This window comes from Amycolatopsis arida (genome assembly GCF_900115565.1).
Lineage (GTDB): Bacteria > Actinomycetota > Actinomycetes > Mycobacteriales > Pseudonocardiaceae > Yuhushiella > Yuhushiella arida.
This window is the reverse complement of record NZ_FOWW01000006.1, coordinates 63,335-90,031: the sequence shown is the minus strand read 5'-3', so window position 1 is coordinate 90,031 and position 26,697 is coordinate 63,335. Positions and strand designations below refer to the sequence as shown.

34 protein-coding genes and 1 pseudogene are annotated in these 26,697 nt (G+C 72.8%); 18 read left to right on the top strand and 17 right to left on the bottom strand.

The features are described from left to right. Positions 1-30: 30 nt before the first annotated feature. The 4 genes from BM051_RS18065 to BM051_RS18050 form a co-directional block, all read right to left on the bottom strand. Positions 31-519: an SDR family oxidoreductase gene (locus tag BM051_RS18065; protein ID WP_208325863.1), complete on the bottom strand. Its 489-nt coding sequence runs from the start codon at positions 517-519 to the stop codon at positions 31-33. Positions 520-1,046: 527 nt separating this feature from the next. After that, on the bottom strand, positions 1,047-1,388 hold the full coding sequence (locus BM051_RS29105; RefSeq protein WP_092531480.1) for a helix-turn-helix domain-containing protein: 342 nt from the start codon (positions 1,386-1,388) through the stop codon (positions 1,047-1,049). Then, positions 1,385-1,555, bottom strand: coding sequence for a hypothetical protein (locus BM051_RS29100; RefSeq protein WP_166677624.1), 171 nt, complete (start codon positions 1,553-1,555; stop codon positions 1,385-1,387). Before BM051_RS29100 ends, BM051_RS29105 begins: the two co-directional genes overlap by 4 nt. A 32-nt stretch (positions 1,556-1,587) precedes the next feature. Continuing rightward, a complete protein-coding gene (locus BM051_RS18050; protein ID WP_092531476.1) occupies positions 1,588-1,842 on the bottom strand; it encodes a hypothetical protein in 255 nt (84 codons plus the stop codon). A gap of 132 nt (positions 1,843-1,974) precedes the next feature. On the opposite strand from BM051_RS18050, the gene BM051_RS18045 reads away from it, so the two are divergent. Together BM051_RS18045 and BM051_RS18040 are read left to right on the top strand one after the other, a co-directional pair. After that, on the top strand, positions 1,975-2,463 hold the full coding sequence (locus tag BM051_RS18045; RefSeq protein ID WP_092531474.1) for an NUDIX domain-containing protein: 489 nt from the start codon (positions 1,975-1,977) through the stop codon (positions 2,461-2,463). Between the two features lie 35 nt (positions 2,464-2,498). After that, a complete protein-coding gene (locus BM051_RS18040; RefSeq protein ID WP_092531472.1) occupies positions 2,499-3,716 on the top strand; it encodes a helix-turn-helix domain-containing protein in 1,218 nt (405 codons plus the stop codon). Between the two features lie 23 nt (positions 3,717-3,739). Here the strand turns inward: BM051_RS18040 and BM051_RS18035 are convergent, their stop codons facing one another. Continuing rightward, positions 3,740-4,426, bottom strand: a complete 687-nt coding sequence (locus tag BM051_RS18035; RefSeq protein ID WP_092531470.1) for a sortase domain-containing protein — start codon at positions 4,424-4,426, stop codon at positions 3,740-3,742. 430 nt (positions 4,427-4,856) lie between these two features. On the opposite strand from BM051_RS18035, the gene BM051_RS18030 reads away from it, so the two are divergent. The 4 genes from BM051_RS18030 to surE are packed head-to-tail and all read left to right on the top strand — an operon-like array spanning position 4,857 to position 7,808. Beyond that, on the top strand, positions 4,857-5,807 hold the full coding sequence (locus BM051_RS18030) for a Ppx/GppA phosphatase family protein (protein WP_166677654.1): 951 nt from the start codon (positions 4,857-4,859) through the stop codon (positions 5,805-5,807). A 44-nt stretch (positions 5,808-5,851) separates the two neighbouring features. Beyond that, the gene (locus BM051_RS29095) at positions 5,852-6,022 is read left to right on the top strand and encodes a hypothetical protein (RefSeq protein WP_166677625.1); all 171 of its coding nucleotides are present in this window, start codon (positions 5,852-5,854) and stop codon (positions 6,020-6,022) included. A gap of 29 nt (positions 6,023-6,051) precedes the next feature. Then, the gene (locus BM051_RS18025; RefSeq protein WP_092531468.1) at positions 6,052-6,990 is read left to right on the top strand and encodes a 1-phosphofructokinase family hexose kinase; all 939 of its coding nucleotides are present in this window, start codon (positions 6,052-6,054) and stop codon (positions 6,988-6,990) included. Continuing rightward, on the top strand, positions 6,987-7,808 hold the full coding sequence (gene surE, locus BM051_RS18020; protein ID WP_243859310.1) for a 5'/3'-nucleotidase SurE: 822 nt from the start codon (positions 6,987-6,989) through the stop codon (positions 7,806-7,808). The genes BM051_RS18025 and surE overlap by 4 nt, the downstream gene beginning before the upstream one ends. 869 nt (positions 7,809-8,677) lie before the next feature. Here surE and BM051_RS18015 read toward each other — a convergent pair. The 3 genes from BM051_RS18015 to BM051_RS18005 are packed head-to-tail and all read right to left on the bottom strand — an operon-like array spanning position 8,678 to position 12,422. Next, positions 8,678-11,056, bottom strand: coding sequence for a glycoside hydrolase family 65 protein (locus tag BM051_RS18015; RefSeq protein ID WP_092531466.1), 2,379 nt, complete (start codon positions 11,054-11,056; stop codon positions 8,678-8,680). Continuing rightward, positions 11,056-11,787 carry an HAD family hydrolase gene (locus BM051_RS18010; protein WP_092531464.1) on the bottom strand — a complete coding sequence of 244 codons (732 nt, stop codon included), beginning with the start codon at positions 11,785-11,787 and terminating at the stop codon, positions 11,056-11,058. The genes BM051_RS18015 and BM051_RS18010 overlap by 1 nt, the downstream gene beginning before the upstream one ends. Before the next feature lie 53 nt (positions 11,788-11,840). Further along, positions 11,841-12,422, bottom strand: a complete 582-nt coding sequence (locus tag BM051_RS18005; protein ID WP_243859311.1) for a TetR/AcrR family transcriptional regulator — start codon at positions 12,420-12,422, stop codon at positions 11,841-11,843. An 87-nt stretch (positions 12,423-12,509) separates the two neighbouring features. On the opposite strand from BM051_RS18005, the gene BM051_RS18000 reads away from it, so the two are divergent. Together BM051_RS18000 and BM051_RS17995 are read left to right on the top strand one after the other, a co-directional pair. Then, a complete protein-coding gene (locus tag BM051_RS18000) occupies positions 12,510-12,761 on the top strand; it encodes a hotdog family protein (RefSeq protein WP_092531462.1) in 252 nt (83 codons plus the stop codon). Then, complete coding sequence (locus tag BM051_RS17995) at positions 12,758-13,618, top strand: SCO6745 family protein (protein ID WP_092531460.1); 861 nt, start codon at positions 12,758-12,760, stop codon at positions 13,616-13,618. Before BM051_RS18000 ends, BM051_RS17995 begins: the two co-directional genes overlap by 4 nt. Positions 13,619-13,818: 200 nt before the next feature. Here the strand turns inward: BM051_RS17995 and BM051_RS17990 are convergent, their stop codons facing one another. Then, positions 13,819-14,019, bottom strand: a complete 201-nt coding sequence (locus BM051_RS17990; protein ID WP_092532083.1) for a hypothetical protein — start codon at positions 14,017-14,019, stop codon at positions 13,819-13,821. 78 nt (positions 14,020-14,097) lie between these two features. Beyond that, positions 14,098-14,208: pseudogene (locus tag BM051_RS29975) on the bottom strand (selenide, water dikinase SelD); the annotation flags it as partial. Positions 14,209-14,231: 23 nt separating this feature from the next. Between BM051_RS29975 and BM051_RS17985 the strand changes: the two are divergent. Continuing rightward, positions 14,232-14,438: a hypothetical protein gene (locus BM051_RS17985; RefSeq protein WP_092531458.1), complete on the top strand. Its 207-nt coding sequence runs from the start codon at positions 14,232-14,234 to the stop codon at positions 14,436-14,438. A 72-nt stretch (positions 14,439-14,510) separates the two neighbouring features. Further along, positions 14,511-15,032 carry a hypothetical protein gene (locus BM051_RS17980; protein WP_092531456.1) on the top strand — a complete coding sequence of 174 codons (522 nt, stop codon included), beginning with the start codon at positions 14,511-14,513 and terminating at the stop codon, positions 15,030-15,032. 91 nt (positions 15,033-15,123) lie between these two features. Here BM051_RS17980 and BM051_RS17975 read toward each other — a convergent pair whose 3' ends face one another. Further along, entirely contained in the window at positions 15,124-15,771 is a 648-nt protein-coding gene (locus tag BM051_RS17975) for a hypothetical protein (protein ID WP_243859312.1), read from the bottom strand. A 116-nt stretch (positions 15,772-15,887) separates the two neighbouring features. Here BM051_RS17975 and BM051_RS17970 point away from each other — a divergent pair, with 116 nt between their 5' ends. From BM051_RS17970 to BM051_RS17960, 3 genes are read left to right on the top strand one after another with little or no spacing between them, the layout of a single operon-like run. After that, positions 15,888-16,307, top strand: coding sequence for a phage holin family protein (locus tag BM051_RS17970; RefSeq protein WP_092531454.1), 420 nt, complete (start codon positions 15,888-15,890; stop codon positions 16,305-16,307). Continuing rightward, a complete protein-coding gene (locus tag BM051_RS17965) occupies positions 16,304-16,621 on the top strand; it encodes a DUF3618 domain-containing protein (protein ID WP_092531452.1) in 318 nt (105 codons plus the stop codon). The genes BM051_RS17970 and BM051_RS17965 overlap by 4 nt, the downstream gene beginning before the upstream one ends. 10 nt (positions 16,622-16,631) lie before the next feature. Further along, positions 16,632-16,898, top strand: a complete 267-nt coding sequence (locus tag BM051_RS17960; protein WP_092531450.1) for a DUF4235 domain-containing protein — start codon at positions 16,632-16,634, stop codon at positions 16,896-16,898. 342 nt (positions 16,899-17,240) lie between these two features. Here BM051_RS17960 and BM051_RS17955 read toward each other — a convergent pair whose 3' ends face one another. Next, a complete protein-coding gene (locus BM051_RS17955) occupies positions 17,241-18,284 on the bottom strand; it encodes a DNA topoisomerase IB (protein WP_092531448.1) in 1,044 nt (347 codons plus the stop codon). 43 nt (positions 18,285-18,327) lie between these two features. Between BM051_RS17955 and BM051_RS17950 the strand changes: the two genes are divergently transcribed. Then, complete coding sequence (locus tag BM051_RS17950) at positions 18,328-19,017, top strand: phosphate signaling complex PhoU family protein (protein ID WP_092532077.1); 690 nt, start codon at positions 18,328-18,330, stop codon at positions 19,015-19,017. A 16-nt stretch (positions 19,018-19,033) separates the two neighbouring features. Next, positions 19,034-19,369, top strand: a complete 336-nt coding sequence (locus BM051_RS17945; protein ID WP_092531446.1) for a DUF3140 domain-containing protein — start codon at positions 19,034-19,036, stop codon at positions 19,367-19,369. Positions 19,370-19,622: 253 nt separating this feature from the next. On the opposite strand, the gene BM051_RS17940 is transcribed toward BM051_RS17945, so the two are convergent. Beyond that, positions 19,623-20,447 (bottom strand): SDR family oxidoreductase, encoded by an 825-nt coding sequence (locus BM051_RS17940; RefSeq protein ID WP_092531444.1) that lies wholly within the window; start codon positions 20,445-20,447, stop codon positions 19,623-19,625. Positions 20,448-20,530: 83 nt separating this feature from the next. On the opposite strand from BM051_RS17940, the gene BM051_RS29430 reads away from it, so the two are divergent. Genes BM051_RS29430 through BM051_RS17925 form a run of 3 tightly spaced genes read left to right on the top strand, consistent with a single transcriptional unit; the run spans position 20,531 to position 22,126 of the window. Then, on the top strand, positions 20,531-21,091 hold the full coding sequence (locus BM051_RS29430; RefSeq protein ID WP_092532074.1) for a nucleotidyltransferase family protein: 561 nt from the start codon (positions 20,531-20,533) through the stop codon (positions 21,089-21,091). Positions 21,092-21,137: 46 nt separating this feature from the next. Next, entirely contained in the window at positions 21,138-21,395 is a 258-nt protein-coding gene (locus tag BM051_RS29425; protein ID WP_092531442.1) for a BON domain-containing protein, read from the top strand. Beyond that, positions 21,392-22,126: a metallophosphoesterase family protein gene (locus BM051_RS17925; protein ID WP_208325864.1), complete on the top strand. Its 735-nt coding sequence runs from the start codon at positions 21,392-21,394 to the stop codon at positions 22,124-22,126. The genes BM051_RS29425 and BM051_RS17925 overlap by 4 nt, the downstream gene beginning before the upstream one ends. Positions 22,127-22,200: 74 nt before the next feature. Here BM051_RS17925 and BM051_RS17920 read toward each other — a convergent pair whose 3' ends face one another. From BM051_RS17920 to BM051_RS17905, 4 genes are all read right to left on the bottom strand, one after another. Continuing rightward, on the bottom strand, positions 22,201-23,838 hold the full coding sequence (locus tag BM051_RS17920; protein WP_166677626.1) for a glycoside hydrolase family 99-like domain-containing protein: 1,638 nt from the start codon (positions 23,836-23,838) through the stop codon (positions 22,201-22,203). A gap of 180 nt (positions 23,839-24,018) precedes the next feature. After that, a complete protein-coding gene (locus tag BM051_RS17915) occupies positions 24,019-24,813 on the bottom strand; it encodes a SigB/SigF/SigG family RNA polymerase sigma factor (RefSeq protein ID WP_092531438.1) in 795 nt (264 codons plus the stop codon). Next, entirely contained in the window at positions 24,810-25,238 is a 429-nt protein-coding gene (locus tag BM051_RS17910) for an ATP-binding protein (RefSeq protein ID WP_134045984.1), read from the bottom strand. Before BM051_RS17910 ends, BM051_RS17915 begins: the two co-directional genes overlap by 4 nt. A gap of 313 nt (positions 25,239-25,551) precedes the next feature. Beyond that, the gene (locus BM051_RS17905; RefSeq protein ID WP_177216963.1) at positions 25,552-26,610 is read right to left on the bottom strand and encodes an NAD-dependent epimerase/dehydratase family protein; all 1,059 of its coding nucleotides are present in this window, start codon (positions 26,608-26,610) and stop codon (positions 25,552-25,554) included. Between the last annotated feature and the right edge of the window lie 87 nt (positions 26,611-26,697).

The window sequence follows — 26,697 nt, the reverse complement described above, 5'->3', positions numbered from 1 at the left end:
CGCGGAACGGGCATTCGAGGCGGCACCGTGTCAGTCGGCTACCGACCCAGCCGTCAGGTTCACGGCCGCGGCCGTCGGGCCGTCAGCGGTCGCCTGGTAGACAGCGGCACGCCCCGCCTCCGCGACCGAGGGCACCCGGCCGAGCATCGTGTCTGCCTCGACCGTCGCGAGGACCTCCTCCGCCGCGGCGTCCCCGGACCAGCTCGACCCGTAGTCCCGGTGACCCAGGATCGACTCGCGGAACCCGGCCGTCCTGAGCCAGCACACGCGGACCCCTGCCGGACCCAGGTCGACGGCCCACTGGCGCAGCATCGCCTCGACCAGCCCCCACTGGACCGTCGTCGTTCCCATGCCCGCGTACGGCGAACCGTGCCCGGTCACCGTCAGGATCACGCCGCTTTGTTGGGCCGCCATACGGCGAGCCGCGGCTTGGGTGACGGCGTACTGTGTCGCCACCGTCGTCCCGACCGCCCTGGCGAACGTCTGGTAGCTCATGTCCACCAGCGACTCGCCCTGCACATCCCCTATGTTACGGCGTTGAACACGATGTCGACCCGGCCGGCGATGGCGTGGATCCCGTCGACGTGCCGCGCGACCGCGTCCGGATCGGCCGCGTCCACGCGGTTCCAGCTGACCCGTCCGATCGCGTCGATGCCGTCCGCCAGAGTGGCCAGGCTGTCGCTCGTCCGGCCCGCGAGGAAGAGCCGGGCCCGGCATCGGCGAACGCGTGGCTCACTGCCTTCCCGACGGAGCCCGCCGCTCCACGGTCATGCCTCTCCCTCGGTCTCCGGATGCCACCCCAGGGAAACCTGTACGACTGTGATGGAACATCTGTACGGCAAGTGCCGGCAAGGGGAAGACCGGAGCGGAATCCCGGAGGCGCGGCGCCTATCTGCTCGATGCCGACGTCGATGTGGTCGCCGAGCACGGGATCGCCGCGTTGAGCATGCGCGCGGTGGCCATCGCGGCGGGTGTTTCGCTGGCCCAGGGTGCAGTACTAGTTCGTCACCAAGGAGCGGTTGAGTGGACGTGGATGCCGGGGTGACTCACACCCCGTGGGGGTCGATCAGGGTGGCCGAGGTCGGTGCGGTCGTCGGCGGCCAGTGGGGTGGCAGGGCGCGGGCGAGCACCCGAGCGGGGTGCAGGTCGAGGACGACGCACAGTCGGGTGAACTGGGTGAGTGTGGCGCCGCGGTGGCCGAGTTCGAAGCGGCTGAGCTGGCTGGGGTGCAGTCCGGCGGCGTTGGCCGCCGCGGCTTGGGCCTGTCCCCGGTCGCGGCGCAGGTCCGCGAATGCCTGGCCGATTCGCGCGACGGCCAGGTCGGCGTAGCGCCACTCGGGTGGTGGGTCGGGGTGGTCGGGTTTCATCGTGTCCAGGGGTGGGTTCACGGGTTTCGGGGGTGGGCGTTGCCGGTGTCGTCGTCGGTGTAGAGGTAGTGGCAGGTGATGCAGGTCGGCGGGGTGGGCATGCGCGCGTCGTGAGTGCCGGGCCAGATCAGCCAGCCGCATCCGGTGAGCAACGCGTCGCCTCGCCGTTCCACGATGACGTGTCGCATCTGCGCGGCAATGCGCCATCGTGGCTCGAGGTTCATCGCGGGCACGTGGCGCACACCGGGCAGGGGCGGCGGGCGGAGCGGGCGTCGTCGATCGAGGCGGTGTGCCCGATGCCGCACCAGGTGCGCAGCACCGCCCCGTCCCGGTTCTGGTGCGCCCACACCACCAGGTGCCGCCGCCCGCCGAACGCGTAGTACCCCACCCGCGCCGGCACCGCCCGGTCACCCACCTCCACCGACCGCTCCCGGTGATCAGGCAGCTCGAACTCGTTTCGACCGATCCAGCTCATGGCCCACAGAATCTGGCTCGCCGGTCCCGGAGAACAGGGCTTCGCAGCAGCCCTTCCGGGTCTCGAATACGCGGATCTAAGCCTGGGAGGCAGGGAAGCGGTGAGAAGGAGGGCGGACGGTAGCCTCAGTGTGTGGATCTCCTCCCGTTCGACGAGTACGTGCGCTCGCTCAACCGGAAGCGGATGTCGGCTGGTGTGCTGCTGCGGGACTCGGATGGCCGGGTGCTGCTGGTCGAGCCGTCGTACAAGCCGCACTGGGACATTCCCGGTGGTGCTGTGGACGCCAACGAGGCGCCGTGGGCAACTGCGGTACGGGAGGTGCGCGAGGAGTTGGGTATCGAGTGTCCGCTCGGTCGCCTCCTGGTGATCGACTACCTGTCCGCGGACGACCGGATGCCGGAAGGGCTCGCCTTCGTGTTCGACGGCGGACCGATCACCCAGCGCCGGGTCAGTGCCCTGAGCATCACCGATCCGGAGATCAACTCGGTTGGCTTGTTCGCCCTGAGGGAGGCCACAACGAAGGTGAAGCCGTCGCTTGCCACTCGCCTCACTGTGGCCCTGGAGATGGCTGAAACGGGGGAACTGGCACTCTGCGAGAACGGTAAACGCGTAGCGGGTTAGGCTGAGCACTCTGGGTAAACCCTCGGGGAGGGCCGGTGACCGCTGGAAACCACATCTCGGAGAATCTCGCACGCATCCGGAAAGCGCGAGACCTGTCGCAGGAGCAGCTCGCCGAGGCGGCATCCGTGGGTGTGGACACGGTTGCCCGTATCGAGCAGGGAATCCGAACCACCTGCCGACCAGCTACCTTGCGCCGGCTTGCCAGCGCTCTGGGCGTTACGGTTGACGCCCTCTTCGGACGCTCTCCGGTGGAATCGCTGGACGAACACAACGTGACAGGCCTCCGGGAGGCACTTACCGGGGGTGAGCACATCCCGGGTCTGGATGACTTCGCGGAGCCGTACGAGGTCATCACCCTGTCCCATCTCGCGTCGGCTGTCCGAGACTCCTGGCACGCTTACGTCGACGGTCGACACGCCGAGCTTCTGTGCGGCTTGCCGAGCTTCGTCGTCGACGCTCGGCGTCTGGTCCATGCTTCCATGGGAGATCAGCGCGCCGCCGCGCAGCGGATGTTGTCGACGGTATACCGACTAGGCGCGGGTCTGACCGGAAGGATAGGACTCGACGATCTTGCCTGGATCGCCGCCGAACGGGCGCTCGAAGCGGCACGACTTACGGATGCACCCGAGGTGGAGTCGGCCATATCCTTGCGTTTCCTGGCATGGACGCTGGTCCGTCAACAAAGGTTCGACGCGGCCGAGAGGATGGCCACCGAGGCTGCTGAACGTATCCAGCCGGCGATGCTCGACCGTGCGGCGGTCCGGACCGGCGTGTTCGGGAACCTGTTGTTCAACGCGGCCACGGCGGCGCTGTCCGCTGGGCGACTCGGGCGGGCCGAGGATCTGTTGACCGAGGCGCAATCGGCTGCCATCCGGGTGCGTGGAGACAGTGCCCGGGAACATGCGATCTTCGGGCCTCGCGTCGCCGCGATACAACGGGTGGAGTTCCTGGCTCGAGCCGGTGACCCAGGGCGGGCGCTCCACCTCGCGAAGTCTCTTCCACCACCGAGAGGTGACGTTCCCGCATTCTGGGAGGCGGGCCATCGGCTACGGCTCGCGGCAGCGTCATTACAGCTACGGCAGGAACGCGGGGTGCTCAGCCTTCTCGCCGAGGCCAAACACCGTGCTCCGGACTGGTCGCGAACCCAACCGCTCGGTCGATCAATCATGCGGCGTCTCGTCGAGCACGCTTCTCGACGCCGTGGCGCCGAGTTCGCCGACCTCGCCGCCCACTACGGCGTCGTGCCTGGCTAGCCGTTTCCTGCCTGGGTAACGGGTCAGCCACTGGTGCCGGTCAACCGAGCGCAGACCACCAGGTCGGGCTGGCCGGACGGGGTGGTGTCGTACACGGCGCCGCCGGTGAGCAGCCGCAGCTCGGGGGCGGCGACCGTGGCGTCGATAGCCGGGCCGGCGGAGGAGTCGGCGGCGTCGGTCCGCGGCCGCACCAAATACACGGTGAACTCGGCCGTCGTGCCGTCGGCGCGGGTGACGGCGATGGTGTCACCCGGCCGAATCCGGCCCAGCCCGTGGAGCGCGCCGCGCTCGTGCGCGAACTCGATGTGCCCCACGAGCACGGCCACCCCGCGCTCGCCGGGCGTGACGCTCTCGACGAACCACCCGACCGCCCGCGGCGCGGCGGGGATCTCCATCGCGCCGGCGGGGGTGCGGTTGAGCTCGACCAACCCGTCGACATGCAGGTCGAGCACGGGCATGGACAGGGCGACCGGTGCCGAGGCGGGCAGCGCGACCGCCGTGGCGACGACCTCGCTGGTGGCGGTCCGTTGCGTGGAGAGGGTCTGGCCGGCCGCACCGTCGTCACGGTGCGGTTCACCGGCTCCACGCGCGTCGGCCAGTACCAGGCCGGCCCCGGTGAGCGCCGCCGCGAGGGTGACCACGACCGCGGCCGCCACGGCCGCCAGCCGTCCGGCGTCACCCCGCCGCCCGTAGCCGGGCAGGTCGCTCACCTGGCGTCTCCGACGACCGTCGGAACCAGCCTCCACCGGACCATCAGGCGCCCCTCCTCGACGAGCCAGCACTGCACCGACGCGCTCCGCGCCACCGGACCCACCACGAGACCGCTGACCGTTCGGGACGTCGACGGCGTTGTCGGACGATTCGGACAAGTCTTCTGCTCAGTCATCGCCGAGGAGGGGACCGAGCGTTACCACGGGTTCTGCTATCTTGGGTAGGTTCACCCGTTTGGGTTATCGGAATGTTACCCGGTGGTGCGGTGTTCTCCTGGGTGCTCGGACCGCGCCAAGAAAGCGGGCCAGTCCTGGACAATGACGCGGTTCCCGGTTTGGAATCGCTTCGACGGGGAACTTTCCGGATCCGGCGAACAACGGTGCGAAAGGTGCGAGGAGCGTGCGGTCGGTGCAGGTGACGCGGGAACCGATGGTGGGGGTCCTGGACGTCGGCGCGTTCAGTGCCCGGCTCGTCGCCGTCCCGCACGGAGGGTCACCGCTGGAGCCCGCACTCACCCACAAGAGGCGCCTCCGGCTCGACCGGGCGCTCGACGCGGCGGGACGGCTCGGCGACGACGGCATCGCCGCCGTGGTGGCCGGCGTCCGCGCCGCCGACCGGATCGCCCGTGCCCACGGGGTCGACCCGATGTTCCCGCTGGCGACCTCGTCGATCCGGGACGCCACCAACGCCGCCGAGGTCGTCGCCACCGTGCGCGCGGCCACTGGTGTGCAGCTGTGCTTCCTCAGCGGCACCAGGGAGGCCGAGCTGTCCTACCTGGCCGCCCGCCGCTGGTACGGCGCCGCGGCGGGTCCGTTGCTGGTGCTCGACATCGGCGGCGGCACGGTCGAGCTCGCCGCCGGCACGGGGGAGCGGGCCGAGTTCGCCCGGTCACTGCCACTGGGCGCCAGGGAGATGACCAGGGCCTGGCTCGACGACGATCGGCCGTCGGAGCGGCGGATCGCGGCCCTGCGGCGGTACGCGCTCGACCGGGTACGGGAAGAGGTGGGCGAGGCCGACCTCCGCGACTTCGCCGGGTACCGGACGGTGGGCTCGTCGAAGGTGTTGCGGCAGCTCGCCCGGCTGGCCGGCGCCCGCCCGCAGCGGGAGGAGCCCGGCGTGCCCCGCGAGCTGCACCTGGCCGACCTGCGCACCGCGGTGGCGCTGCTGGCCCGGCTGCCGGCCGCCCGCAGGGCCGAGCTGCCCGGAATCTCCCGCTGCCGGGCCCGCCAGGCGCTGGCCGGCGCGGTGGTCGCCGAGGCGCTGCTCACCGTGTTCGCCGGGCCGGCCGCGATTTGCCCGTGGTCGACCACGCACGGCCTGCTGCTGACCCTGCTCGACGGTGCCCGCCCCGCCGACCTCGTGCGCGGCGCCGCCGCCTGACGGCGCGGCGGGTGTGAACGCCGCGGTGTGAGGTAGCCGGGGGTATGGACGACACCAAGCGGGATCCGTACTTCGAGGAGCCGCCCGACGAGGCCACGCCGCCGGTGCACGATGTCGGTGTGGACCGGGCCAGGGCCGACGATTCGGCGGAATCCGAGGAGGTGCTGCACCCCGGGGACCCGGACACCGACCCCAACCCCGAGCCACCCGACTAACCAACCGGCTCACCGGGTAGTAGGAGGGCATGACCGACGACGACTTCGCCGGCGTGCTGGTGTTCGCGCCCTCCCCACAGGTGACCGTGACCATCGAGGACCTCGGCGGCGAGCCGGACCTCCACGTGCACGCCGGTGGGCAGGGCGTCTGGCAGGCCAGGATGATCGCCTCGCTCGGAGTGCCGGTGGTGCTCTGCGCCGCGCTGGGCGGGGAGACCGGCGACGTGCTGCGGCACCTCATCGAGCGCGACGGGATCAGCCTGGTCGCCGTGCCGGTCTCCGCGCGCAACGGCGGCTACGTGCACGACCGGCGTGGGGACGGCAGGGTGCCGCTGGCCGAGGCCGCCGGTGACCCGCTGCCGCGGCACGATCTCGACTCGCTCTACGAGGCGGCGTTGCTGCACGGCCTGCGAGCCCGCACGGTGTTGCTCAGCGGGCCGTCGCTCGGCCGGACCGTGCCGACCGACGCCTACCGGCGGCTGGCGGCCGACCTGCGGGCCGACGGGCGTGCGGTGCTGGCCGACCTCGCCGGTGAGCGGCTGGACGCGGTGCTCGAGGCCGGGCTGGACTTCCTCAAGGTGAGTCACGAGGAGTTGCTCGCCGACGGCAGGGCGACCGCTGACGATCCGAAGTCGCTGGTGGCCGCCATGCGGGAGCTGGTAGCGCGGGGCGCGCGCTCCGTGCTGGTCTCCTGCGGCGGTGACCCCGCGCTGGCCCTGCTCGACGACGAGCTCTACGAGGTGCGGCCACCGGTGCTGCACCCGGTGGACACCCGCGGCGCGGGGGACTCCATGACCGCCGCGGTGGCCGCGACTCTCACCGAGGGCGGGTCACTGACCGACGCGGTGCGGCTGGGCGCCGCGGCCGGCGCGCTGAACGTCACCCGGCACGGCCTCGGCACCAGCGGGGGGCACGGCGCGAGGGAGCTCGCCTCGCGGGTGGAGCTGCGCCGGATCGACGCCGAATGACCACAGTGGACGAGACAGGACGGGCGAAAGGGGCGGCGATGGCACTGCGCGCGCTGATCACGAACGACGACGGCATCGCCTCCGACGGCCTCGCGGTGCTCGCGCACGCCGCCGTGGCCGCGGGGTTCGACACCGTGGTGGCCGCACCGCACGAGGAGTCCAGCGGTACCAGCGCCGGGCTGACCGTGCTCGCCGAGGAGGGCACCCCGGTGATCAGCAAGGTGGACCGGCCCGGACTGCCCGATGTGGACTGCTACTCGGTGGCGGCGCACCCGGCGTTCATCACCCTCGCCGCGACCGAGGGCGCCTTCGGTCCACCACCCGACGTCGTGCTGTCCGGGGTGAACCGTGGTGCCAACGTCGGCAGGGCTGTGGTGCACTCCGGCACCGTCGGCGCCGCGCTCACCGCGGTGGTCAACGAGCGGCGCGGGCTCGCCGTGTCGCTGCAGGTCGAGCAGGGTGGGCCGCCGCGGTGGGAGGCCGCCGCCGCGGTGCTGCGGGTGGCGCTGCCGATGTTGGAGCGGGTGCCGGCCGGAGTGGTGCTCAACGTCAACGTGCCGAACCTGCCACCGGAGCGGCTGGGCCCGCTGACCAGGGCTGGGCTGTCCAGCCGGGGTGTGGTGCAGACGCAGCTGGAGCACCGCGACCACACCTCGGACGTGGTCACCGCGGTGGTCGGTGGTGAGGACGGCGCGCGCCCGGGCACCGACGTCTACCTGCTGGAGCGGGGCGTGCCCACGATGACCGCGTTGCGCCCGGTGTCGGAGGCCGACGACGACCCGCTGCCCGAGGAGATCCCACTCTCCGCGCGCGGTTGACGGCTCGTCGGGCCGCCCGGCGGGTAGTCCCGCCGCAGAATGCACACTACACTGTGGACCCGGCACTGTGGACAGCGCGTCGCAACGAATTCATCGGTGCACAAAGACTTTGCCGCACCACTTCTGATTGTCGGTCCCCTCTAGGTAGCCCCCACCCGATCCCGGGGGCCGGCCCCGTTCCAGTCTACCCGGGGGTCGGTGGGGAGGAGTGGGTTCGCGCGAAGTTGTGGACAACTCGGGGGGTTTCGGGGGTGTGAACGGGTCGTTCATGTCCGAGTTCACTCGGATGGGCACCTTGTGTGGTCCTTGGTGGGAGCCGGTTGCGGCGGTCGACGGGGCCGACCGGCACAACCGGAGCACGGCAGGTGCGATCCGGGTCATCGCATCGCACTCGCCGCGGCTCGGCCATCGCGACCAGGACGTGGCCGATCCGGCTGTGGCGGTCCGAACGCGCGGCCCTGCTCGTGGCGGCCCCGGTCGTCGCAGCGCGGCCATGGCAGCCGGGCTACGGCGAACCGGCCGGCGGCGGCGTGGCCACGACATTCGGGCCAGCGGGGTGACGACGGCCGGCCAGCCGCGCACGGCAGCCGGCAGCCGCGCCACGACAGCCGGGCCAGCGGGGTGACGACAGCCGGCCAGCCGCACCACGACAGCCGGGCCAGCCGGGTGACGACAGCCAGCCGCGCACGACAGCCAGGCCAGCCGGGTGACGACAGCCGGGCCAAGACCTCCCGGTCACGACGACGGCCGGGTCAAGACCTCCCGGTCACGGGGCAGCCCGGCGACGGCGGCCGGGCCATGGGCGGTCGGGTCACCGCAACCCGCTCACAGGGCAGCCTGGCTGTGGCAGCCGGGGCAGGGCAGCCCGCTCACGCTGTCCGGACACGACGGCGCACCTCCATGGCACGCCGACGGGCGGGAGCCCGGCCTGGCGGCTGGGCGGGCCGCGGCAGCGCCGGCGGCGGGGGCACCGGCAGCGTCACCGGCTCGGCGCCGAGGGTGAACCGGCTGCCGTGGTGCGCGAGCTCCAGCGGCGGACCGGACAGCAGGGTGTAGCGGGCCTCGCCGGGCCGGACCTCCACCTCGAAGCTGGTGTCCCGGAAGCACATCCGGAACGCGATGCGGTCCAGTTCGGACGGTATCCGTGGCGCGAAGGTGAGCTTGCCGCCGTGGTCGCGCATCCCGCCGAACCCGGCGACCGTGGCGATCCAGGCCCCGGCCAACGACGCCATGTGCAGGCCGTTGCGCACGTTGCTGTGCAGGTCGTGCAGGTCGGTCAGCGCGGCCTCGGCGAGGTAGTCGTAGGCCAGGTCCAGATGGCCCACCTCGGCGGCCACCACGGCCTGCGTGCCCGCCGACAGCGACGAGTCCCGCACCGTCCTCGCCTCGTAGTAGGCGAAGTCGCGGGCCTTCTCCTCCGGGGTGAACGAGTCCCCGCACACGTGCAGCGCCAGCACCAGATCGGCCTGCTTGACCACCTGCCGCCGGTACAGATCGAAGTACGGGTAGTTCAGCAGCAGCGGGTAGTGGTGGGGCGGGGTGTTGGCGAAGTCCCACTCGGCGTGCCGGGTGAACGACTCCGCCTGCGGGTGCACCCGCAGCAGGGCGTCGTAGGGCACCGCCATCTTGTCGGCCGCCTCGCGCCAGCCGGCGATCTCGGTGTCGTCCACCCCGTACGCCTCGGCGACGTCCTGGTGCCGCTCGCACGCGTTGGCGGCCTCGCGCAGGTTCCGCCGGGCCATCAGGTTGGTGTAGACGTTGTTGTCCACCACCGCGCTGTACTCGTCCGGCCCGGTCACCCCGTCGATGCGGAATCCGCCGTGCTTGTCGTGGTGCCCGAGCGAGCACCACAGCCGCGCCGTCTCCAGCAGGATCTCGGTGCCGTAGCGCGCCTCGAACTCGGTGTCCCTCGTCGCGTTCACGTAGCGGACCACGGCGTCGGCGATCGCGGCGTTGACGTGGAACGCGGCCGTGCCCGCCGGCCAGTACGCCGAGCACTCCGCGCCGTTGATCGATCGCCAGGGGAACGCCGCGCCGCGCAGGCCGAGCTGCCGCGCCCTGTCCCGCGCCTTGTCCAGAGTGGAATGCCGCCAGCGGAGGGCGTCCCGCGCCGCCGGCGGCACCGTGTAGGTCAGCGGCGGCAACACGAACGCCTCGGTGTCCCAGAACGCGTGCCCGTCGTAGCCCGGCCCGGTGAGCCCCTTGCCGGGAATGGCCCTGCTCTCCCCGCGCACCCCGGCCTGCAGGACGTGGAACAGCGCGAACCGCACGGCCTGCTGCAGCTCCGGGTCGCCGTCGATCTCCACGTCCGCCGAGGCCCAGAACTGGTCGAGGAAGGCCCGCTGCTCGGCGAGCAGGCCGTGCCAGCCGGTCTGCTGGGCACCGGCGAGCGCGGCGTCGACCTGCGCCCGCAGCGCCGGCGCCGAGCGTTGCGCCGACCAGCCGTAGCCGAGGAACTTGGTGATGCACAACCGCTCGCCCAGTGGCACGTCCACGGCGACGGTGAGCCGGGCGAGGTCGTCCTCCGCGGTGATCCCGGTGCGCAGCCCGTCCGGCGCGACGATCTCGTGGTCCATGGCGGCGGCCATCCGCAGCCCGGACCTGGCCGTGTGGTGCACGAGCACCGCCCGCAGCTCCTCGGCCACCCCGTACTCGGCGACCAGCGGTGCCTCGAGCGCCGCGGCGACCCGCGGGTCACCGGTCTGGGTCTCGATCGGCTCGTTGGCCAGCAGGTCGGACTGCACCACCAGCTGGAGGTCGCCGTCGAGGGGCTCCACCTCGTAGCGGATCGCGGCGACGGCCCGCTGGGTGAACGACACCAGCCGCTCGGTGCGCACCCGGACCGTGCGCCCGGTGGGCGAGGTCCAGTCGGTGGTGCGGCGCAGGGTGCCGGCACGGAAGTCGAGCACCCGCTCGTGGTGGCCGGCCTCGCCGTAGCGCATGTCCAGCGGCTCGTCCTGGACCAGCAGCCGGATGATCTTGCCGTCGGTCACGTTCACGACGGTCTGCCCCGCCTCGGGATAGCCGTAGCCGGCCTCGGCGTAGGGCAGCCCGTGCGACTCGTAGAAGCCGTTGAGATAGGTGCCGGGAAGGCCACGGGGCTCCCCCTCCTCGAGCGTGCCGCGCATCCCGATGTGCCCGTTGGACAGGGCGAACGTCGACTCGGTGCGGTGCAGCTCCGACACGGCCAGCCCGCGCCAGCGCAGCTCCCACGGGGCGCACTCGTAGCCGCGCCTCCGGTTCTCCATCACCCCTCCTCCAGCAGCTCGGCCAGGTCGTTCACCACCACGTCGGCGCCACGGGCGCGCAGCGCCTCGGCCTGGTCGGCGCGGTTGACCCCGACGACGAATCCGAAGCCTCCCGCCCGGCCGGCCTCGACACCGGCCTGGGCGTCCTCGAACACCGCGGCGTGCTCCGGGGCGACGCCGAGGGCCCGCGCGCCCGCCAGGAACGAGTCCGGCGCCGGCTTGCCGCGCAACCCCTCGCGACGGATGACCAGCCCGTCGACGCGGGCCTGGACGAACCCGCTCAGCCCGGCGGCCTCGAGCACCGGTCCGCCGTTGGCCGACGACGTGACCACCCCGATGGCCAGCCCGGCGGCCCGTGCCGCCTCCAGGTACCGGACCGAGCCGGGGTAGGACTCGACCCCGCGCTCGGCGAGGATGCGTTGGACCAGGTCGTTCTTGCGGTTGCCGACACCGTTCACGGTGGCCGCGGTCGGCGGGTCGTCCGGCTCGCCCTCGGGCAGCGTGATGCCCCGGGAGAGGAGGAACTCGCGCACGCCGTCGGCGCGGGGCCGGCCGTCGACGTGCGCGGCGTAGTCGGCGTCGGTGAACGGGCGGAACCGAGGGTCCTCCCGGTCTGCCAGGAACGCGTCGAAGGTCTCCTTCCACGCCTCCCGGTGCAGCCTGGCCGTGGAGGTCAGGACGCCGTCCAGGTCGAACAGGCACGCGGAGATGTGGTCGGGCAAGCCGATCATGCGTGCAACCTAGCGGCGCGAGGGCGGTTTCGCCACGCGGTCCGCACGGTCGGTCAGTTCCCGGCCCTCGCCGCGACCACGAGGACGGCGACGTGTTCGGCCGCCCGGTGCAGCGGGTCGAGCGAGCGGCGGACCCTGGCCAGCAGCAGGGCACCCTCGAGGTTGGTGATGACGGCGACGGCGAGGTCGGTGGCCCGCTCCGGCGGGAAGCCGCGCTCCCGCAGCAGCGCCGCGGCCTGCTCCTGCCAGCTGGTGAAGGCGTGCTCGCACGCGGCGGTCAGCGCGGGTGAGGCGTGCGCCATCTCCAGCGCGATCGTGGCCAGCGGGCAGCCACTGCGGAAGTCGCCGACGGCGAGCACCTCGCCCGCCTTCCGGTACCACCAGCGCACGGCGTCGGCCGGGTCGTGGTGCCGCTCGAACGCCCTGCGCACGGTCCGGTTGACCAGCTGCGTGCCCAGCTCCACCGCGGCGACGCCGAGCTCCTCCTTGCCGCCGGGGAAGTGGTGGTACGCCGAGCCCCACGGGGTGCCCGCCTCCTCGACCAGCCGCCGCCAGGACGTGGCCGGGTAGCCCCGCTCCCGGAACAGGCGCAGCGCGGTGGAGACCATCCGGTCCCGGGTCGTGGGCTCGGTCACGCCGCGGATCGTACCCTTGACTAGGACGACCGTCCTAGCGATAGTGGCCCCACCAGGACGGCCGTCCTGGGGAAGGCGAGGTGCCGCATGACCACGGAACCCGCGGTGCGGACGAAGACGATCACCTGGCGCGAGCCGGTGCCCGAGAAGCTCGCGCGGATGTCCGGTCGCGAGTTCCTCGCCGCCATGGCGGAGGGCAGCGTGCCGCCCCCGCCCATCTCGGCGCACCTGGACATCAAGGCGGGGTCGCGGATGGCCTTCGCCGAGGGCGAGCTGCGCGGCCCCGACGGCACGCCGCTCGCCACCGCGTCGAGCACCCTGATCGTCCTCCGGCCGTGAGCGGCGACCTGCCCGCCGTGGCGCGGGAGCTGTGGGTGCTGCTGGAGCCGGTGCACGACGTCACCTACTTCACCCCGCAGGCGCGGGCCGCGCACGAGGTGGCTGGGCTGCGCGGGTTCTGGCGGGGCTACGTCGCGACCAGGGCGGCCCCGCTCGGACCGGTCGGGGTCGCGCCGGTGACCGCCGTGTTCCACAACTTCGCGCCGGCGTTCCTGGCCCGGTCGCTGCCCCAGGTGTGGGAGATGGCGAGCCCGGAGCGGGCGCTGGCGGCGCGGGCCGCGGGGGCGGAGGCGGCGCTGGACGCGCACCTGCCGGACGTGCTGGCGGAGCCGCGTTTGGCGGAGGCGACCGCGGTGCTGCGGCGAGCGGTCGAGGCGGTGGAGTGGGCGGGCCGGCCGCTCGGCGCGGCGAACGCGGTGCTGCCGTGGCCGGAGGAGCCGTTGCGGGCGCTCTGGCACGCCGCGACCGTGCTGCGCGAGCACCGCGGCGACGGGCACGTGGCGCTGCTCGTCGCCGAGGGGCTGGACGGGGTGGAGGCGCACGTGCTGCGCGACGCCGAGGACGCCAGCAGCACGGTCACCAAACCGAACCGCGGCTGGACCGACGAGGAATGGGCCGCCGCGGCGGAGCGGTTGGTCGGGCGCGGGTTGCTGGACCGGGCCGGTGGGCTGACCGAGCGCGGCCGGGCGTTGCGGGTGTCGTTGGAACGGCGGACCGACGAGCTGGCCGCCGCCCCGTACGCGGCCGCCACCCCGGGTGAGCTGGCGATGGTGGCGGAGTTCCTGCGCCCCATCGCGCGGCGGCTCATCCCCGGCGCGATCCCGTACCCGAACCCGGTGGGCGCGCCCCTGCCCTGACGCACTGCCCTGACGCGCTGCCCTGAGTCACTGCCCTGAGCCACCGGAACGGCCGCGGGTGCCCGGACGCGGCCGCTCCGGCCCCGCTGGGGCCGGGGCGGGGTGACGCGGATGGTCGGGCGCGGCTGTCACGCCCGGTCGACGGGAGTGTTGGCCCGCTGGCGGAGCCGAGCCTGACACAGCCACCCCGACAACCCCCGTTAGTCGGCGGCGGGACGGGGACCCGGGATGCGCAGCCCCTCGTCGGCCGAAAGGCCCAGCGCCTCGAGCAGCTCGGCGCACTCCTTGGCGTCCCGCGCGGCGGAGGCCGCCGCGCGGGCGGCGCGGTAGCGCTGCTCCGGGGTCGGCTCCTGGTCGGCCGGTGGCGCGACCGGGATGACGTGGTGGTCTCGGGTTCGCATCGCTTCCCTCCCCGGGGTCGTTGGGTGCCGAGCGTGGCCCGGTACTACCCCGAATCGCCGAGGGCTACACGGCCGTCCCCGAACCACGAGGGTGTGCGCGCCGCGCGGCACCAGCTCGCCGATCACCGGGGCGCCGGGTACCTCGCCGGTGAGCAGCAGCCCACCCGAGGTCTGCGTGTCGGCCAGCAACTCGGTTGCCATGGGCGAGCCGAGTGCTCATCGCCGCGGCCGCGGCACTGTCGGTGCTGCGCCGGCGTCGCCGCGCGCTGTCCGTGGCCGCCGGCGCGACCTGTGTGGCCGCCGGCGGCGCACCCGGTTCGGTGTCGACGCCACCGGGGGTGCGTTCCGCGCGGGACTCGAAGTACGTCGTGCACCCGCGGCGCGAGCGGCTGGCCGAGCGGGTCGCCGCCGGCGGGTAACGCGGTTTCCGTGCGCGCCGATTCGGGTACTCACCGTAGGAGCCGTGTGCTGGAACCGGAGAGGAGACCCCGGTGGACACCAACGCCTACGTGTCGTTCCTGATCATCGGCGCGCTGCTGGTGGTGATCGACGGCATGCTGATCTACCGCAGTGGCCGCAAGTACCTGGCCGAGTCCTACGGCGGCGACGACACCGCGAGCCAGTCCATGACCCGGCTGACCACCGTGCTGTTCCACCTGGTGGCGCTCGGCCTGCTGGCACTGCTCTCGCTCATCGACTTCGGCGAGGAGTCGCTGCGCGCCGTGATCGGCAAGCTCGGTGTGCTGTTGCTGGTGCTGGCCCTCGTGCACGGCGTGACGATCGCGGTGCTCACCCGGATGCGGGAGAGCCAGGTCGCCGAGACGGTCACCGCCCAGCGCCATTCGGCGGCGGGGGCCGCTCCGGGCGTGGCGCCCGCCGCGCTGCCCACCGACACCCAGTACCAGGAGCCGACGCGGCAGCAGATGGCCCACGGCCCGGTGGTGGCGCCGGTGCCCGGGCAGAAGGGTCGCGATCCGAAGGTGAGCCCCACCATCGAGAACCGCGAGATGTAGTCGCGACACCGGTCGCGGCACCCGAAGGCGACCACGAGGAACGCGTTCCTCGTGGTCGCCTTCGCGTGGCTCGGGGCCCGTTCAGGGCCGCTCAGCGCCGGTCGTCGGACTGCCAGTCCAGCGAGGCCAGCGCCCGTTCCACGGCGTCCACGACGTCGGGGTGGCCCATCGGCATCGGCGGCTCGACCCGGTCCCGGGTGCCGCCGGGGCTCTGCGCGACCGTCTCGACCACCACGCCCGCCCGGCGCAGTTCCTCGCGCCGCTCGGTGACCGGCGCGGGCTCGACGCCGCCGTCGGCGTTCGCGCCGGGGTCCACCAGCAGCAGCGCGCGGACGGCGCCGGGGTGGTGGCCGAGCAGATCGACCACCGCGGGCACGGCGGGTCCACTGGTCACCACGTCCACCGGCCGGCCGAGCACGTCGCGGTCGGCGAGCAGCCGTTCGGCCTGGGCCAGCGACCCGTCCGCGGGCAGCCGGCACCAGACCAGCCGCCGGCGCTCGGTCAACGGGCGCCACGTCGCGGGCACCTCCGCGTGCTTGGCCGCGCCGGAGGGGTCGAGTACCACCAGGCTCGGCGCGCCGGAGGGCCCCTCGACCACCATGACAGGGCCCTCCGCCCGCGCGGCGAGGTCGTCCGTACTCACGCCCTCGGCGGCGCTCGCGACGTCCTCGGCCCCCGCGACGGGGGCGAGCGGGTCACCGTGGGTCTGCTTCGCGGCGCCGAATCCGTCGGATGTCATGTCACTCCCTTCGCCGGCTACCGCGTACCCCTGGTCAGCGCGCACTACACCCGGGTGCCGCGATTGGTGCCGCCCCGCTCGGGGTAGCCCGGAAGTGGACTATCCGGAGGTGACTGATGACGCAGCAGGTGAGGACGACCTCGCCGGAGACGGGCGACCGTTCGGTCGCGGAGCTGGTCTCCGACCTGTCCGAGCAGATGAGCCGACTGGTCCGGGACGAGATGCGGCTGGCGACGGCGGAGCTGCAGCGCAAGGGCAAACGCGCCGGGCTGGGCGCGGGGCTGGCGGGCGCCGCCGGGGTCACCGCCTTCCTCGGCGGCGCGACGCTGGTCGCGTGCGTGGTCCTGGCGCTGGCGCTGGTGATGCCGGCCTGGCTGGCCGCGCTGATCGTCGGCGTCGCGCTGCTCGTGGTCGCCGGGCTGATGGCCGCGGTGGCCAGGGTGCAGCTCAAGCGCGCCACGCCGCCGTTGCCGCGCGAGGCGATGGACGGCGTCCAGCGGGACGTCCAGGTGATGAAGGAGAACGTGCGGTCATGACGAACCCGTCCGAGGACAGGAGCCGAACGGACTTCCCCCGCGACGAGGAGGAGGCCCGGCTGGATCTGGAGCTGACCCGGCAGGAGCTCGGTGAGACGGTCCAGGAGCTGGCGCACAAGGCGAACGTGCCGGCCCGCGCGCGGGAGCAGGCCGAGCACACCGTCACCGCGGTCAAGGAGAAGCTGCCGCCGCCGGTCGCGGAGAAGGCCGAGACCGTCGCCGGTGCCGCGCGGCGCAACCCGGTGCCCACGGTCGTCGGGGCGGTGGTGCTTCTGCTGCTGGTGCGCAGGCTGACCCGGCGCAGGAAGCGGTGAGGAGGCAGCGATGACCAAGGTGCTGTACAAGCCGTTGGGGCTGCTGGTCGGCGCGCTGGGCGGGATCCTCGCCACCGCGGCGTTCAAGCAGGTCTGGAAGCGGGCGACCGGGGAGGACGAGGCGCCGAGCCCCACCGACCGCAACTTCAACTGGCGGCAGGTGGTGATCGCGGCGGCCATCCAGGGCGCCATCTTCGGTGCGGTGAAGGCCGCCGTCGACCGCGCCGGCGCCGTCGGCTATCGCAAGGCCACCGGCGACTGGCCCGGAGACGAGTAACCCGACCCGCGCGCGGGACTCGATCCGCGTGCGCGGAACGCGATCACGCGTCCACACAACGCGGACACGGCGCCGCCCGGCGCCGTGTCCGCGTTCTGTGAGCGCGGGTCCGCGGTCCGGGGCCAGGTGTCCGCGTGGTGGCACCGTCGAATTCGGGCAGGGGCGCACCGACCTGCCCGTTCGCGCCACCGAGTTGTCCACATTTTCCCGCGCGCCCCGAAGTCCCCACTCGAAACCGATAGCCTGGACATCAGGGGGACCCCCTTGGCCGGGGACCCCTTTCCGTGGCGTTTCCGTGACGGGATTCCGGTGTGCCGTGTGCGCGGCGGTGCGGGGATGGGCTCAGCTGTCGGGCTCGGGGTCCATGCGGGCGAGCATGCGTGCCACCGCCCGTTCGAGTGTGGCGCGCATCCGCTCCGGCGCGTCCTGGCCGCCGGCGGCCACCTGCCCGCGGGCCCTGCGCACCGCCGGCGCGATCGTGATCCCCTCCTCCCACGCCCGCACCACCCGAGGATCCACATAGGACTTTCGGGCCACGGTGGGGGTGTTGCCCAACTCCTCGGCCACCTCGCGCATCACCGCCGTGACCGCCCTGGCCCTGCCGCGCTTGCTGGTGGGCCGCTCGGTCTCGGCGAACGCCGTGGCGGCCAGCACCGTCGCGTTCCAGGTGCGCAGGTCCTTGGCGGTGAACCGCTCGCCGGCCAGCTCCTTGAACCGCTCGTTGATGTCCTCGGCGTGCACCTCGTGCCACCGCCCGTTCTCCCGGTAGGCGAGCAGCCGGTCGGTCGGCGGCCGGGCCCTGCGCAGCGTGCTGATCACCGCCGCGAGGTCGGCGTCCCGGATCCGCACCGTGCGCTCGATCCCGCCCTTGGCGGTGTAGCAGAACACCAGCTCGTCACCCGACTTGCGGACGTGCTCCCGCAGCAGTGTGGCGGCCCCGTGCGTGCCGTTGTCCTCGGCGTACTCCTCGCCGCCGGTGCGGAACACCCCGACGTCGAGCATGCGCAGCGCCGCCGCCAGCACCCGGTTCCGCCCGGTGCCGCCGGCGTCGAGGTCGGCCTTCACCGCGGCGCGGAACCGGGGCAGCCGGCGAGCCAGGTCCAGCACCCGCTGGTGCTTCTCCACGTCCCGCTGCCGGCGCCACTGCTCGTGGTAGATGTACTGCCGCCGGCCGGCGTCGTCCACGCCGACCGCCTGGATGTGCCCGGCGGGGTGCGGGCAGATCCACACGTCCCGCCATGCCGGTGGGATCACCAGCCCGCGGATGCGCCGCAACAGCTCCGGGTCGGTCACCGGCGTGCCGTCGGCGGCGAGGTAGCGGAAGCCCCGGCCCCGGCGCTGCCGGCGGATGCCGGACGTGTTGGGATCACTGCGGCGCAGTCGCATGGCGGGGGAGTACCCCCTGGTGAGGCGGGTACTCCAGGGTGTGATGCGCGAACGGTTCCACGCCAGGTTGGGCGCGCTGGGCGCCCGGCTCGGGCGGATGTGTGCCATGGCCGGCCAGGAGCTCCGGCAGGCGACCGCCGGCCTGCTGGAGCAGGACCTGGCCGCGGCCGAGCGCGCCCTCTCGGCCGACGCGGAGCTCGACCGGGCCAGGGCGGAGTGCGAGCGGGCCGCCCAGTCACTGCTGGCGCTGCAGGCCCCGGTGGCTCGCGACCTGCGGACCGTGCTGGCCGCGGTGTACTGCGCAGACCGGATCGAGCGGATGGGCGACCTGGCCCGGCACCTGGCCGAGCTCGCCCGGCGGGAGCATCCGGCGCCGGTGGTACCGGCGGAGCTGGTGCCCGCGTGCGTCGAGCTCGGCGAGCTGACCGGAGCCATGGCGGAGGACCTGCGCCAGCTGCTCGCCGGCACGCCGGGAACGGCGTTCGCGCGGCTCAACGCCGCCGACGACCGCGTCGACCGATTGCACGAGGAGCTCCTCGGCGCGGTCACCGATCCCGGGTGGACACACGGGGTGCGGCCGGCGGTGAACGTGGCGCTGGCCGCGCGGTTCTACGAGAGGTTCGCCGACCAGGCCGTGTCCGTGGGCAAGCGGTGGGACTTCGTTCGCACCGGCGTGCTGCCCGCCGTTTCCGCGTCCGGCGCGGCGGGTAGCCGTCGGGCCGACCACCGGTGACACAGGAGGTGATGGCGTGGCTGAGGCACGTGTCGACGAGGAGTTGTGGGACGAGTTCCACCGCGTGGTGAACATGACCTCCCGGGAGCTCGCCGAATGGCTGCGCACCGACTCCGCCGAGCCGGACCAGGAGGAGCTGCCGGACCAGGCCGGCACGCCGACCGGGCAGCAGGTGCTGGCCATTCTCGGCAAGCGCAAGGTGGACCTGGACGACCAGGACGTGCGGGTGATGCGCAGGGTGGTCGACAGGGTGCAAGCCGAGCGGCGGGACGACCTGGAGCCCACGGCCGGGCAGGCGCACTGGCGGCACCGCCTGATGTCGCTGGGCCACGACCCGCTCAAGCCGGCCTGACCGGCACCACCATCGGACATCGCTGGACGCCACCAAGGCCCCATGGTGGCGCGCAACGCCCCCTACCGCGCGGCTTCGTCGTTGTCACGCAGCGGGGCCCACTGGGGGCCTTGGTGGCGCGCAACGTTTCCCTGGTACGCGGGCTTCGCCAGTAGCCCGCAGCGAGGGCCCCGGGTCCTTGGTGGCAGCCCCGGGTCCTTGGTGGCGGCGGGGGTCCACCGGGGTCCTTGGTGGCGATCGCCTGCTGCCCGGGTCAGCCGGCTCGCCAGTCGTTCGTGGACAGCGCCGAGCTGGCCTGCGGGCCCATCAGCAGCATCCCGCCGTCGACCACATAGGACGCGCCGGTGACGTAGCCGGCGGCCGGGGTGGCGAGGAAGGCCACCACCGCCGCGACCTCGCGGGCATGCCCCGGCCGCCCAAGGGGATAGCCGGGACGTTCCTGGGTTCGCGGGTTCACGTCGTCCTGGTCGGTCATCGGGGTCGAGATCTCGCCGGGCGCCACGGAGTTCACCGTGATCCGGTGCTCGGCCAGCTCCATCGCCAGCACCTTGGTCAGCGCGCCCACGCCCGCCTTGGCGGCGCAGTACGGCGCGGCCCCGACCCGCGGGGCGTGCTCGTGCACGCTGGTGATGTTGATGATCCGGCCGCCGCGGCCAGCGTCGATCATGTGCCGGGCCGCGCGCTGGGCGCAGGCGAAGGCGCCGTCCAGGTCGACCGTCAGCACGTGCCGCCACGTGTCGAAGTCCATGTCCATCACCCGCTGCGCGCTGCCGGTCCCGGCGCAGTTCACCAGCACGTCGACGCCGCCGAGCTCGTCGGCCAGCTCGTCGACCACCGCGGCCGAGGTGGGCAGGTCCCCCAGGTCCAGGTGTCGGACCGGGGCGCGCACACCGTGGTCGGTGGCCTCGGCGGCGGTCCGCCCGGCGCCGTCGGAGTCGGCGTGGTAGGTGATGCCCACGTCCAGCCCGCCGCCGGCCAGCGCCACGGCGGTCGCGCGGCCGATCCCGGAGTCGGAGCCGGTCACGATCGCGGTCCGGGGTCGGTCCATCTCCTGGGGAAGGGGCGCTGTCTCGGTCATGTCCGCCGGGTACCCCGGGCCGCGGGCGGCGACACGCGGCGTTTGCCCTGATCGACGTCGGGTATCCCGCGCGGGTGACCACGATGCAACCCGTGCGGGAGAAGGATCTGCTGCGCACCATCACGAGGGTGGTGAACACGCTGCGGCGGGCCGGTTTGCGGTTCGCCGTCGCCGGGGGCTGTGCGGCCTACGCGCGTGGTGGACCACCATCGGAGCACGACGTGGACGTGTTCCTCAAAAAGGACGACGTGCCGGCGGCGCGCGCCGCACTGGTGGCGGAGGGCATGACACCGGTCGACCCGCCGGAGGACTGGCTGACCAAGGTCTACGACGGCGACCTGTTGGTGGACCTGATCTTCTGCCCGCACGGGGAGCCGGTCACCGACGAGATGCTCGCTCGGACCGAGGAGATGCGGATCGGCGCGGCGACCGCGCCCGTGCTCACCGGCACCGACCTGATGGTGGACAAGCTGATGGTGCTCGGGCCGCACCGCTGCGACTTCACGCCGCTGTTGCGGATCGCCAGGGAGCTGCGGGAGCAGGTGAGCTGGTCCGAGGTCGCCGAGCGGACCAAGGAGTCGCCCTACGCCAAAGCGTTCCTGACCCTGGTGCGCGAGCTCGGCGTCGCCGAGCCGGGAGTCTGAGAGCACCGCGCGGGCACGGCACGGACCGAGAGTCCAAGGAGGACAGATGAACGACGAGGACGCGCCGCAGTACTCCGTCGCGCACGTCCGGCGAGCGCTGGCCGAGGACGAGCGGACCGCCGAGCTGGGCGTCCGGGTCAACATCCGGGGCAACGCCGTCCACCTCAGCGGCGAGGTGGCCACCGAGCAACGCAAGGCCGAGCTCGACCACGTGCTGGCCGAGGTGGCGCCCGAGCTGCGGGTGCACAACGACGTCCGCATCGTGGGCGCTGGCGAGCCGACCAGGAGGGAGGAGTTGCGGTGATCCGGATCGCGGCAGTGGGGGACGTGCACATGGGGGAGGACGCGCGCGGCCGGCTGCGCCCGGCGTTGGAGCACGTCGGCCAGCACGCGGACGTGCTGCTGCTCGCCGGCGACCTGACCCGGCACGGCACCATGGACGAGGCGGCGGTGGTGGCCGACGAGTTCGCCGGGCTGCCCGTGCCGGTGGTCGGGGTGCTGGGCAACCACGACCACCACAGCGACGCCGCGGACAAGATCACCGAGTTGCTCACCGCGCACGGCATCCGGATGCTCGAGGGCGACGGGGTGACGCTGGACGTCGGCGGGCGCCGGCTCGGCGTGGCCGGGGTGAAGGGCTTCGGCGGGGGGTTCGCCGGCAAGTGCGCGAGCGCCTTCGGCGAGCGGGAGATGAAGGAGTTCGTCGGGCACACCACCGAGGTGGCCGGGCAGCTGCACGCCACGCTCGACGCGCTGGACGCCGACGTGCGCGTGGCGCTCACCCACTACGCGCCGATCCCGGAGACCCTGCGCGGCGAGCCGCCGGAGATCTACCCGTTCCTGGGTTCCTATCTGCTGGGCGAGGCCATCGACGACGCGGAGGCCGACTTCGCCGTGCACGGGCACGCGCACTTCGGCACCGAGCAGGGCGTGACCCCCGGCGGGATCCGGGTGCGCAACGTGGCGCAGCCGATCATCCGTGCCGCCTACGCCGTCTACTGCCTGGAACCCGACCGGGTGTCCGCCTCGGCGTAGAGTCGTCCTGCCGCACGAGCGGCGACGCGGTCAGCGCGTCTCCGCCGCGATCCCAGTTCCGCTCGGGCGGCTGTTCACCGCGGGTTGGCGACGCAGCCGCTGCCCGTGGTCAGGCGGAGCTGGCGGCGGGTGGCGTCCAGGTATGCGCAGCCGTCTCGCTTGTTGGGCTCCACGAAACCGCCTTCGTGCCATTCGTTCCAGGCATACAGCATGACGAAATTGTCTACAACGGGCGGCCGGGACGACTCGGTGATGTCGGCCTTCACCGTGTCGAGCAGCCGTTCGTACTCAGCCAGGGTGGCGTCGTCGTACCAGCGGAAGCTGTCCCGCTGTTTCTGCTCGTCCGGCCCGGGGTCGGGAACGAGAATGCCGATTCGCGGCCGCTCGTCGAAGTTCGAGGTGGCGCACCGGATCAGCGGCATGGTGCCGTACCTCGCGAAGAAGTTTCGCTGAGTGTCGACGTAGGCCCGGTAGGAGCGGGACTCGTCGAACTGGCCGAGGCACTGACCGCCGTCGAAGCCGGCGCCGGCAGGCGGCCCGCCGTTCAGCACGATCATCACGTCTTCGCCCAGCTTCTGTCGGGCACGTTCCCGTACGGCATCGTTGAACCGCTTGGTCGCGGCCACGTCGATCGTCGTGTTCTCGCCCCCGATGCCCCGGGCGTCGCATACGCCGAGGATGGGCCGGCCGTCGTTGGCCCGCAGGTAGTTGGGCTGGGTCAGGTAGGTGTCGACGATGATGTTCGCCGCTCGGGTGATCTGCTCCTGTGGCAGCGAGAGGGACACGTCGCCGTCGCGCCACGGATGGAAGCACGGTAGCACGTTGAAATCGATGTCCATGCGGTTGTCGGCCTTCAGGAAGGACTTCAGACCCTCGATGTAGTTCTCCGACCCGCCGTTCGCGGGGTTCCAGTACCAGTAGAAGCTGAAGTACCGCAGCCCGGCGCCGGCCGCCTGGGTTATCTGCTTGCGCAGCGTCTCCGGGTCGGAATCGTCGTAGTAGCCGATTGCCGGCTGCAGATCGGAGAAGTCCTCGTTCGGCCAGTGCCAGGCATTGCGTTCCACCCCGGCGCCGGCGAAGTCGCGCAGCCCGCCCCACCAGTCGTTGCTCCGTCCGTACACTCGCTTGGTGCCGGCGATCAGCTGACGGTTGCCGCCGTCGTCGAAGGTCGCGAAGTAGATCGCGCCAGTGCGGTAGTAGGTGGGCCAGGCGTAGCCGAGCGGGCCATCGGTGCGGTAGCCGCGGCGCTCGAACTCGGCCTGGCGTGCCGCCGGGACGACGCGCCACTCCGCGCCGTTGGACATCCGATAGAGCATCTCGGTGCCGGGCAGCCGCTGCTCGGCGGCGTATCCCAGCACCCCCTCGTCGGCGAAGTCGCCGGAGTCGACCAGGGCGCGGCGCTCGGTCTCCGAGGCGGTGACCAGGTAGGTGCTCTTCTTCGTGGCTCGCAGCCGGTACACCGGATGGCTGTCGGTGAACTGCTGACGACGCAGGAACCCGAGGTTGCCGCGCAGCGGCGTCATGCCGTGCTCCTGCTGCGCCTTCGCCGCCTCGACCTGTGACAGCGTCCAGAACCAGCCGGTGTGGCCGGCCGTGCGTAGCTCCAGGAGCGGCACCGGGTCGGTGACCTTGGCCTCCGCGCTGGTGGCGACCGAGGTACCGGCCGCCGCGGGGCGAGCACCGGGCAGGCCGCCGAGCACTGCCGCAGCCACCGCGCCAGCCGCCGTGACGGCCAAGGACACGCGTAGCCCGCCGCGCATGGTAGAACGACATCCACGGCGCACCCGAGGCCACCTCCGCGCGGTTGACGATGCGATCGACGCGCGGTCGTGTCGATCAACCAGGGCAGCCTAACGACGTCGATCGCCCGGTCACAAGGCGAGGCTCCGGCCTCACTCGCTGAGCTTCTCGCGGAGGAACTGGAGGGTGCGGGACAGCAGCCGGGACACGTGCATCTGCGAGATGCCCACCCGCTCGGCGATCTGGGTCTGCGTGAGGTTGCCGAAGAACCGCAGCATCAGCACCGTCCGTTCCCGGTCGGGCAGCTCGCGCAGCAGCGGCTGCAGCGCCTCGTGGTTCTCCACGTTCTCCAGCTCGCCGTCGTAGTCCCCGATGGTGTCCACCAGCGACAGCCCGTCCTCCCGGTCGCCGGTCGCGCCGACCGTGCCGTCCATCGACACCGACTGGTAGGCGTTGCCGGCCAGCAGCCCGTCGGACACCTCCTCCGGGTCCAGGCCCAGCTCGGCGGCCAGCTCGCTCGGCGTGGGCGCCCGCCCGAGCCGCTGCGACAGCACCCCGCTGGCCTGACTGATCGCCAGGTGCAGCTCCTTCAGCCGGCGCGGCACCCGCACTGCCCAGCTCGAGTCCCGGAAGTAGCGGCGGACCTCGCCCATGATGGTCGGCACCGCGAACGAGATGAACTCCGTACCGCGCCCGACCTCGTACCGGTCGACGGCGTTGAGCAACCCCAACCGGGCCACCTGGACCAGGTCGTCCCTGGCCTCCCCGCGGCCACCGAACCGACGCGCGATGTGTTCGGCCAGCGGAAGACAGCGCCGCACGATCTGGTCGCGCAGCGCCTCACGGGCGGGGTCGTCCTCGGCGAGGCCGGTCATCTTCTCGAACAACGGCAGCACGTCGCTGTAGTCGGCCTGCTCCTCGCCGCCCTCCCGGTCGGTGCCCGTCACGCGCTCTTCCGTTTCGTGAACTCGATGGCGGTCGGGAAGCCTGCCCTCCCTCGTTCGGGCGGACCCTGCCGGGCGACTACCGAGTCGGTCAGCGAACGCAGCACATGCCAGCCGAAGTCACCCCGGCCCGGCACCCCCGGCACGCTGGCGACGCTGCTGACGCTGATGGTCAACACGTCGATGGAGAGGGTGAACCGGCAGGTGAGCATCCCGCCGAGCACCGACTTCGCCAGCAAGGCGCCGCACGCCTCGTCCACGGCCAGCTTGACGTCCGCCACCGCGTCGAGGTCGAAGTCGCTGCGCGCCGCGACCATCTCCGCGACGGCCCGCGGGATCACCAGCTGGTCCGCCTCGGCGCGCACGCTCAGCTCGACCACGCTGTCGAACAGGGTGCCGAGGTCCTCCGCCACGCCAACTCGGGTCACGGCCGCCTCCAGTCGGTTCGGATTGCCGGGAGCACGTAACGCCTCCCCGCTGGGAATACCCGGATCTCGCGGTGCCACACCGGTTGTGTGGCGCCCGTCATCCTTCGCCGGCGCTCGGCTCGGTCGATGCTCGACGGTCGTCGCACGGCGGTGTGGGGTTGGCCGTGCTCCTCCCGCTTCCGCTCCTCCCTCGCTGGTGCTCGGTCGATGCTCAGCGGTCGTCGCACGGCGGTGTGGGGTTGGCCGTGCTCCTCCCGCTTCCGCTCCTCCCTCGCAGGCGCTCGGTCGATGCTCAGCGGTCGTCGCACGGCGGTCACGGCCGCGCTCCCACGCCGGTGCGCAGCAGCTCGTGCAGCCGGCCTCCCTCGACCCGCGGCGCCAGCGGCGGCGTCGGCAGGCCGGCGCCCTCGCGCAGCCCGGCGAGGAACTCGGCCAGCGCGTCCCGCGCCGAGTGCCGCGGTGCCCAGCCCAGCTCGTCGCGCGCCCTGGCGCAGTCCATCACCGGGAGCCGGGGCACCGCGTCGAACAGCCCGGGCGCGGCGGGCACGGCGTGCACCTTCCAGGCCGCCGCCAGCGCCGCCCGCACCGGCGGCAGCGACACGGGCACCGCCCGCGCGTCCAGCAGCTCGGCCAGTACCTCGACGTCGACCACCGGCTCGGCGGCGAGGTTGACCGCCCCGCGCACGTCACCCAGCACGGCCCGGCGGAACCCGTCGGCCGCGTCGGACGTGTGCAGCGCCTGGAACCGCAGGCCGGGCAGGTCGGGCAGCAGCGGGACCAGCCACGGCCGGACCAGCATGCCGGGCAGCAGCGGCCCGGCGAACAGCCGCCGCTGCTCGGAGGCCGACTCCCGCTTGAACATGAACCCCGGCCGCATTCGCACCACCCGTACCTGGGGATGCGCGAGCTCGAACGCGTCGAGCACCCGCTCCAGGTACGCCTTCTCCCTGGTGTAGGCGGCCCCTGGCCAGCCGTGCGTCGGCCAGTCCTCGGCCACCGGCGGGTGCTTCGGCCCCGGAGAGTAGGCGCCCACCGAGGAGGCGTACACCAGCGCCGGCACCCCGGCCGCGGCGACCGCGTCGAACACCCGCAGGCTGCCGATGACGTTGTTCTCCCAGGTCGTGGCCGGGTCCCTGGTCGGCTGGAACAGCCACGCCAGGTGCACCACCACGTCGGCGCCGGCGAGCACCGGCTCCAGGTCGTCCCTCGAGACGTCCACAGTGGACAGCTCGACGCCGGGGTGGCCCCACTCCGCGCGCCGCCGGGCCAGCCCGACGACCGTTCCCACGCGCTCGTCGTCGGCGAGGGCGCTCACCAGGCTGGTGCCCACGTTGCCGGTGGCGCCGGTCACCACCACCCGAATCCCGGTCATGCCCTCCGAGATACCCCGCCGCGGGATCGGTTACACCGGTCGGGCGCGGGGTACCCGGCGATCGACGCCTGCTCCGCTCTGTCGTCC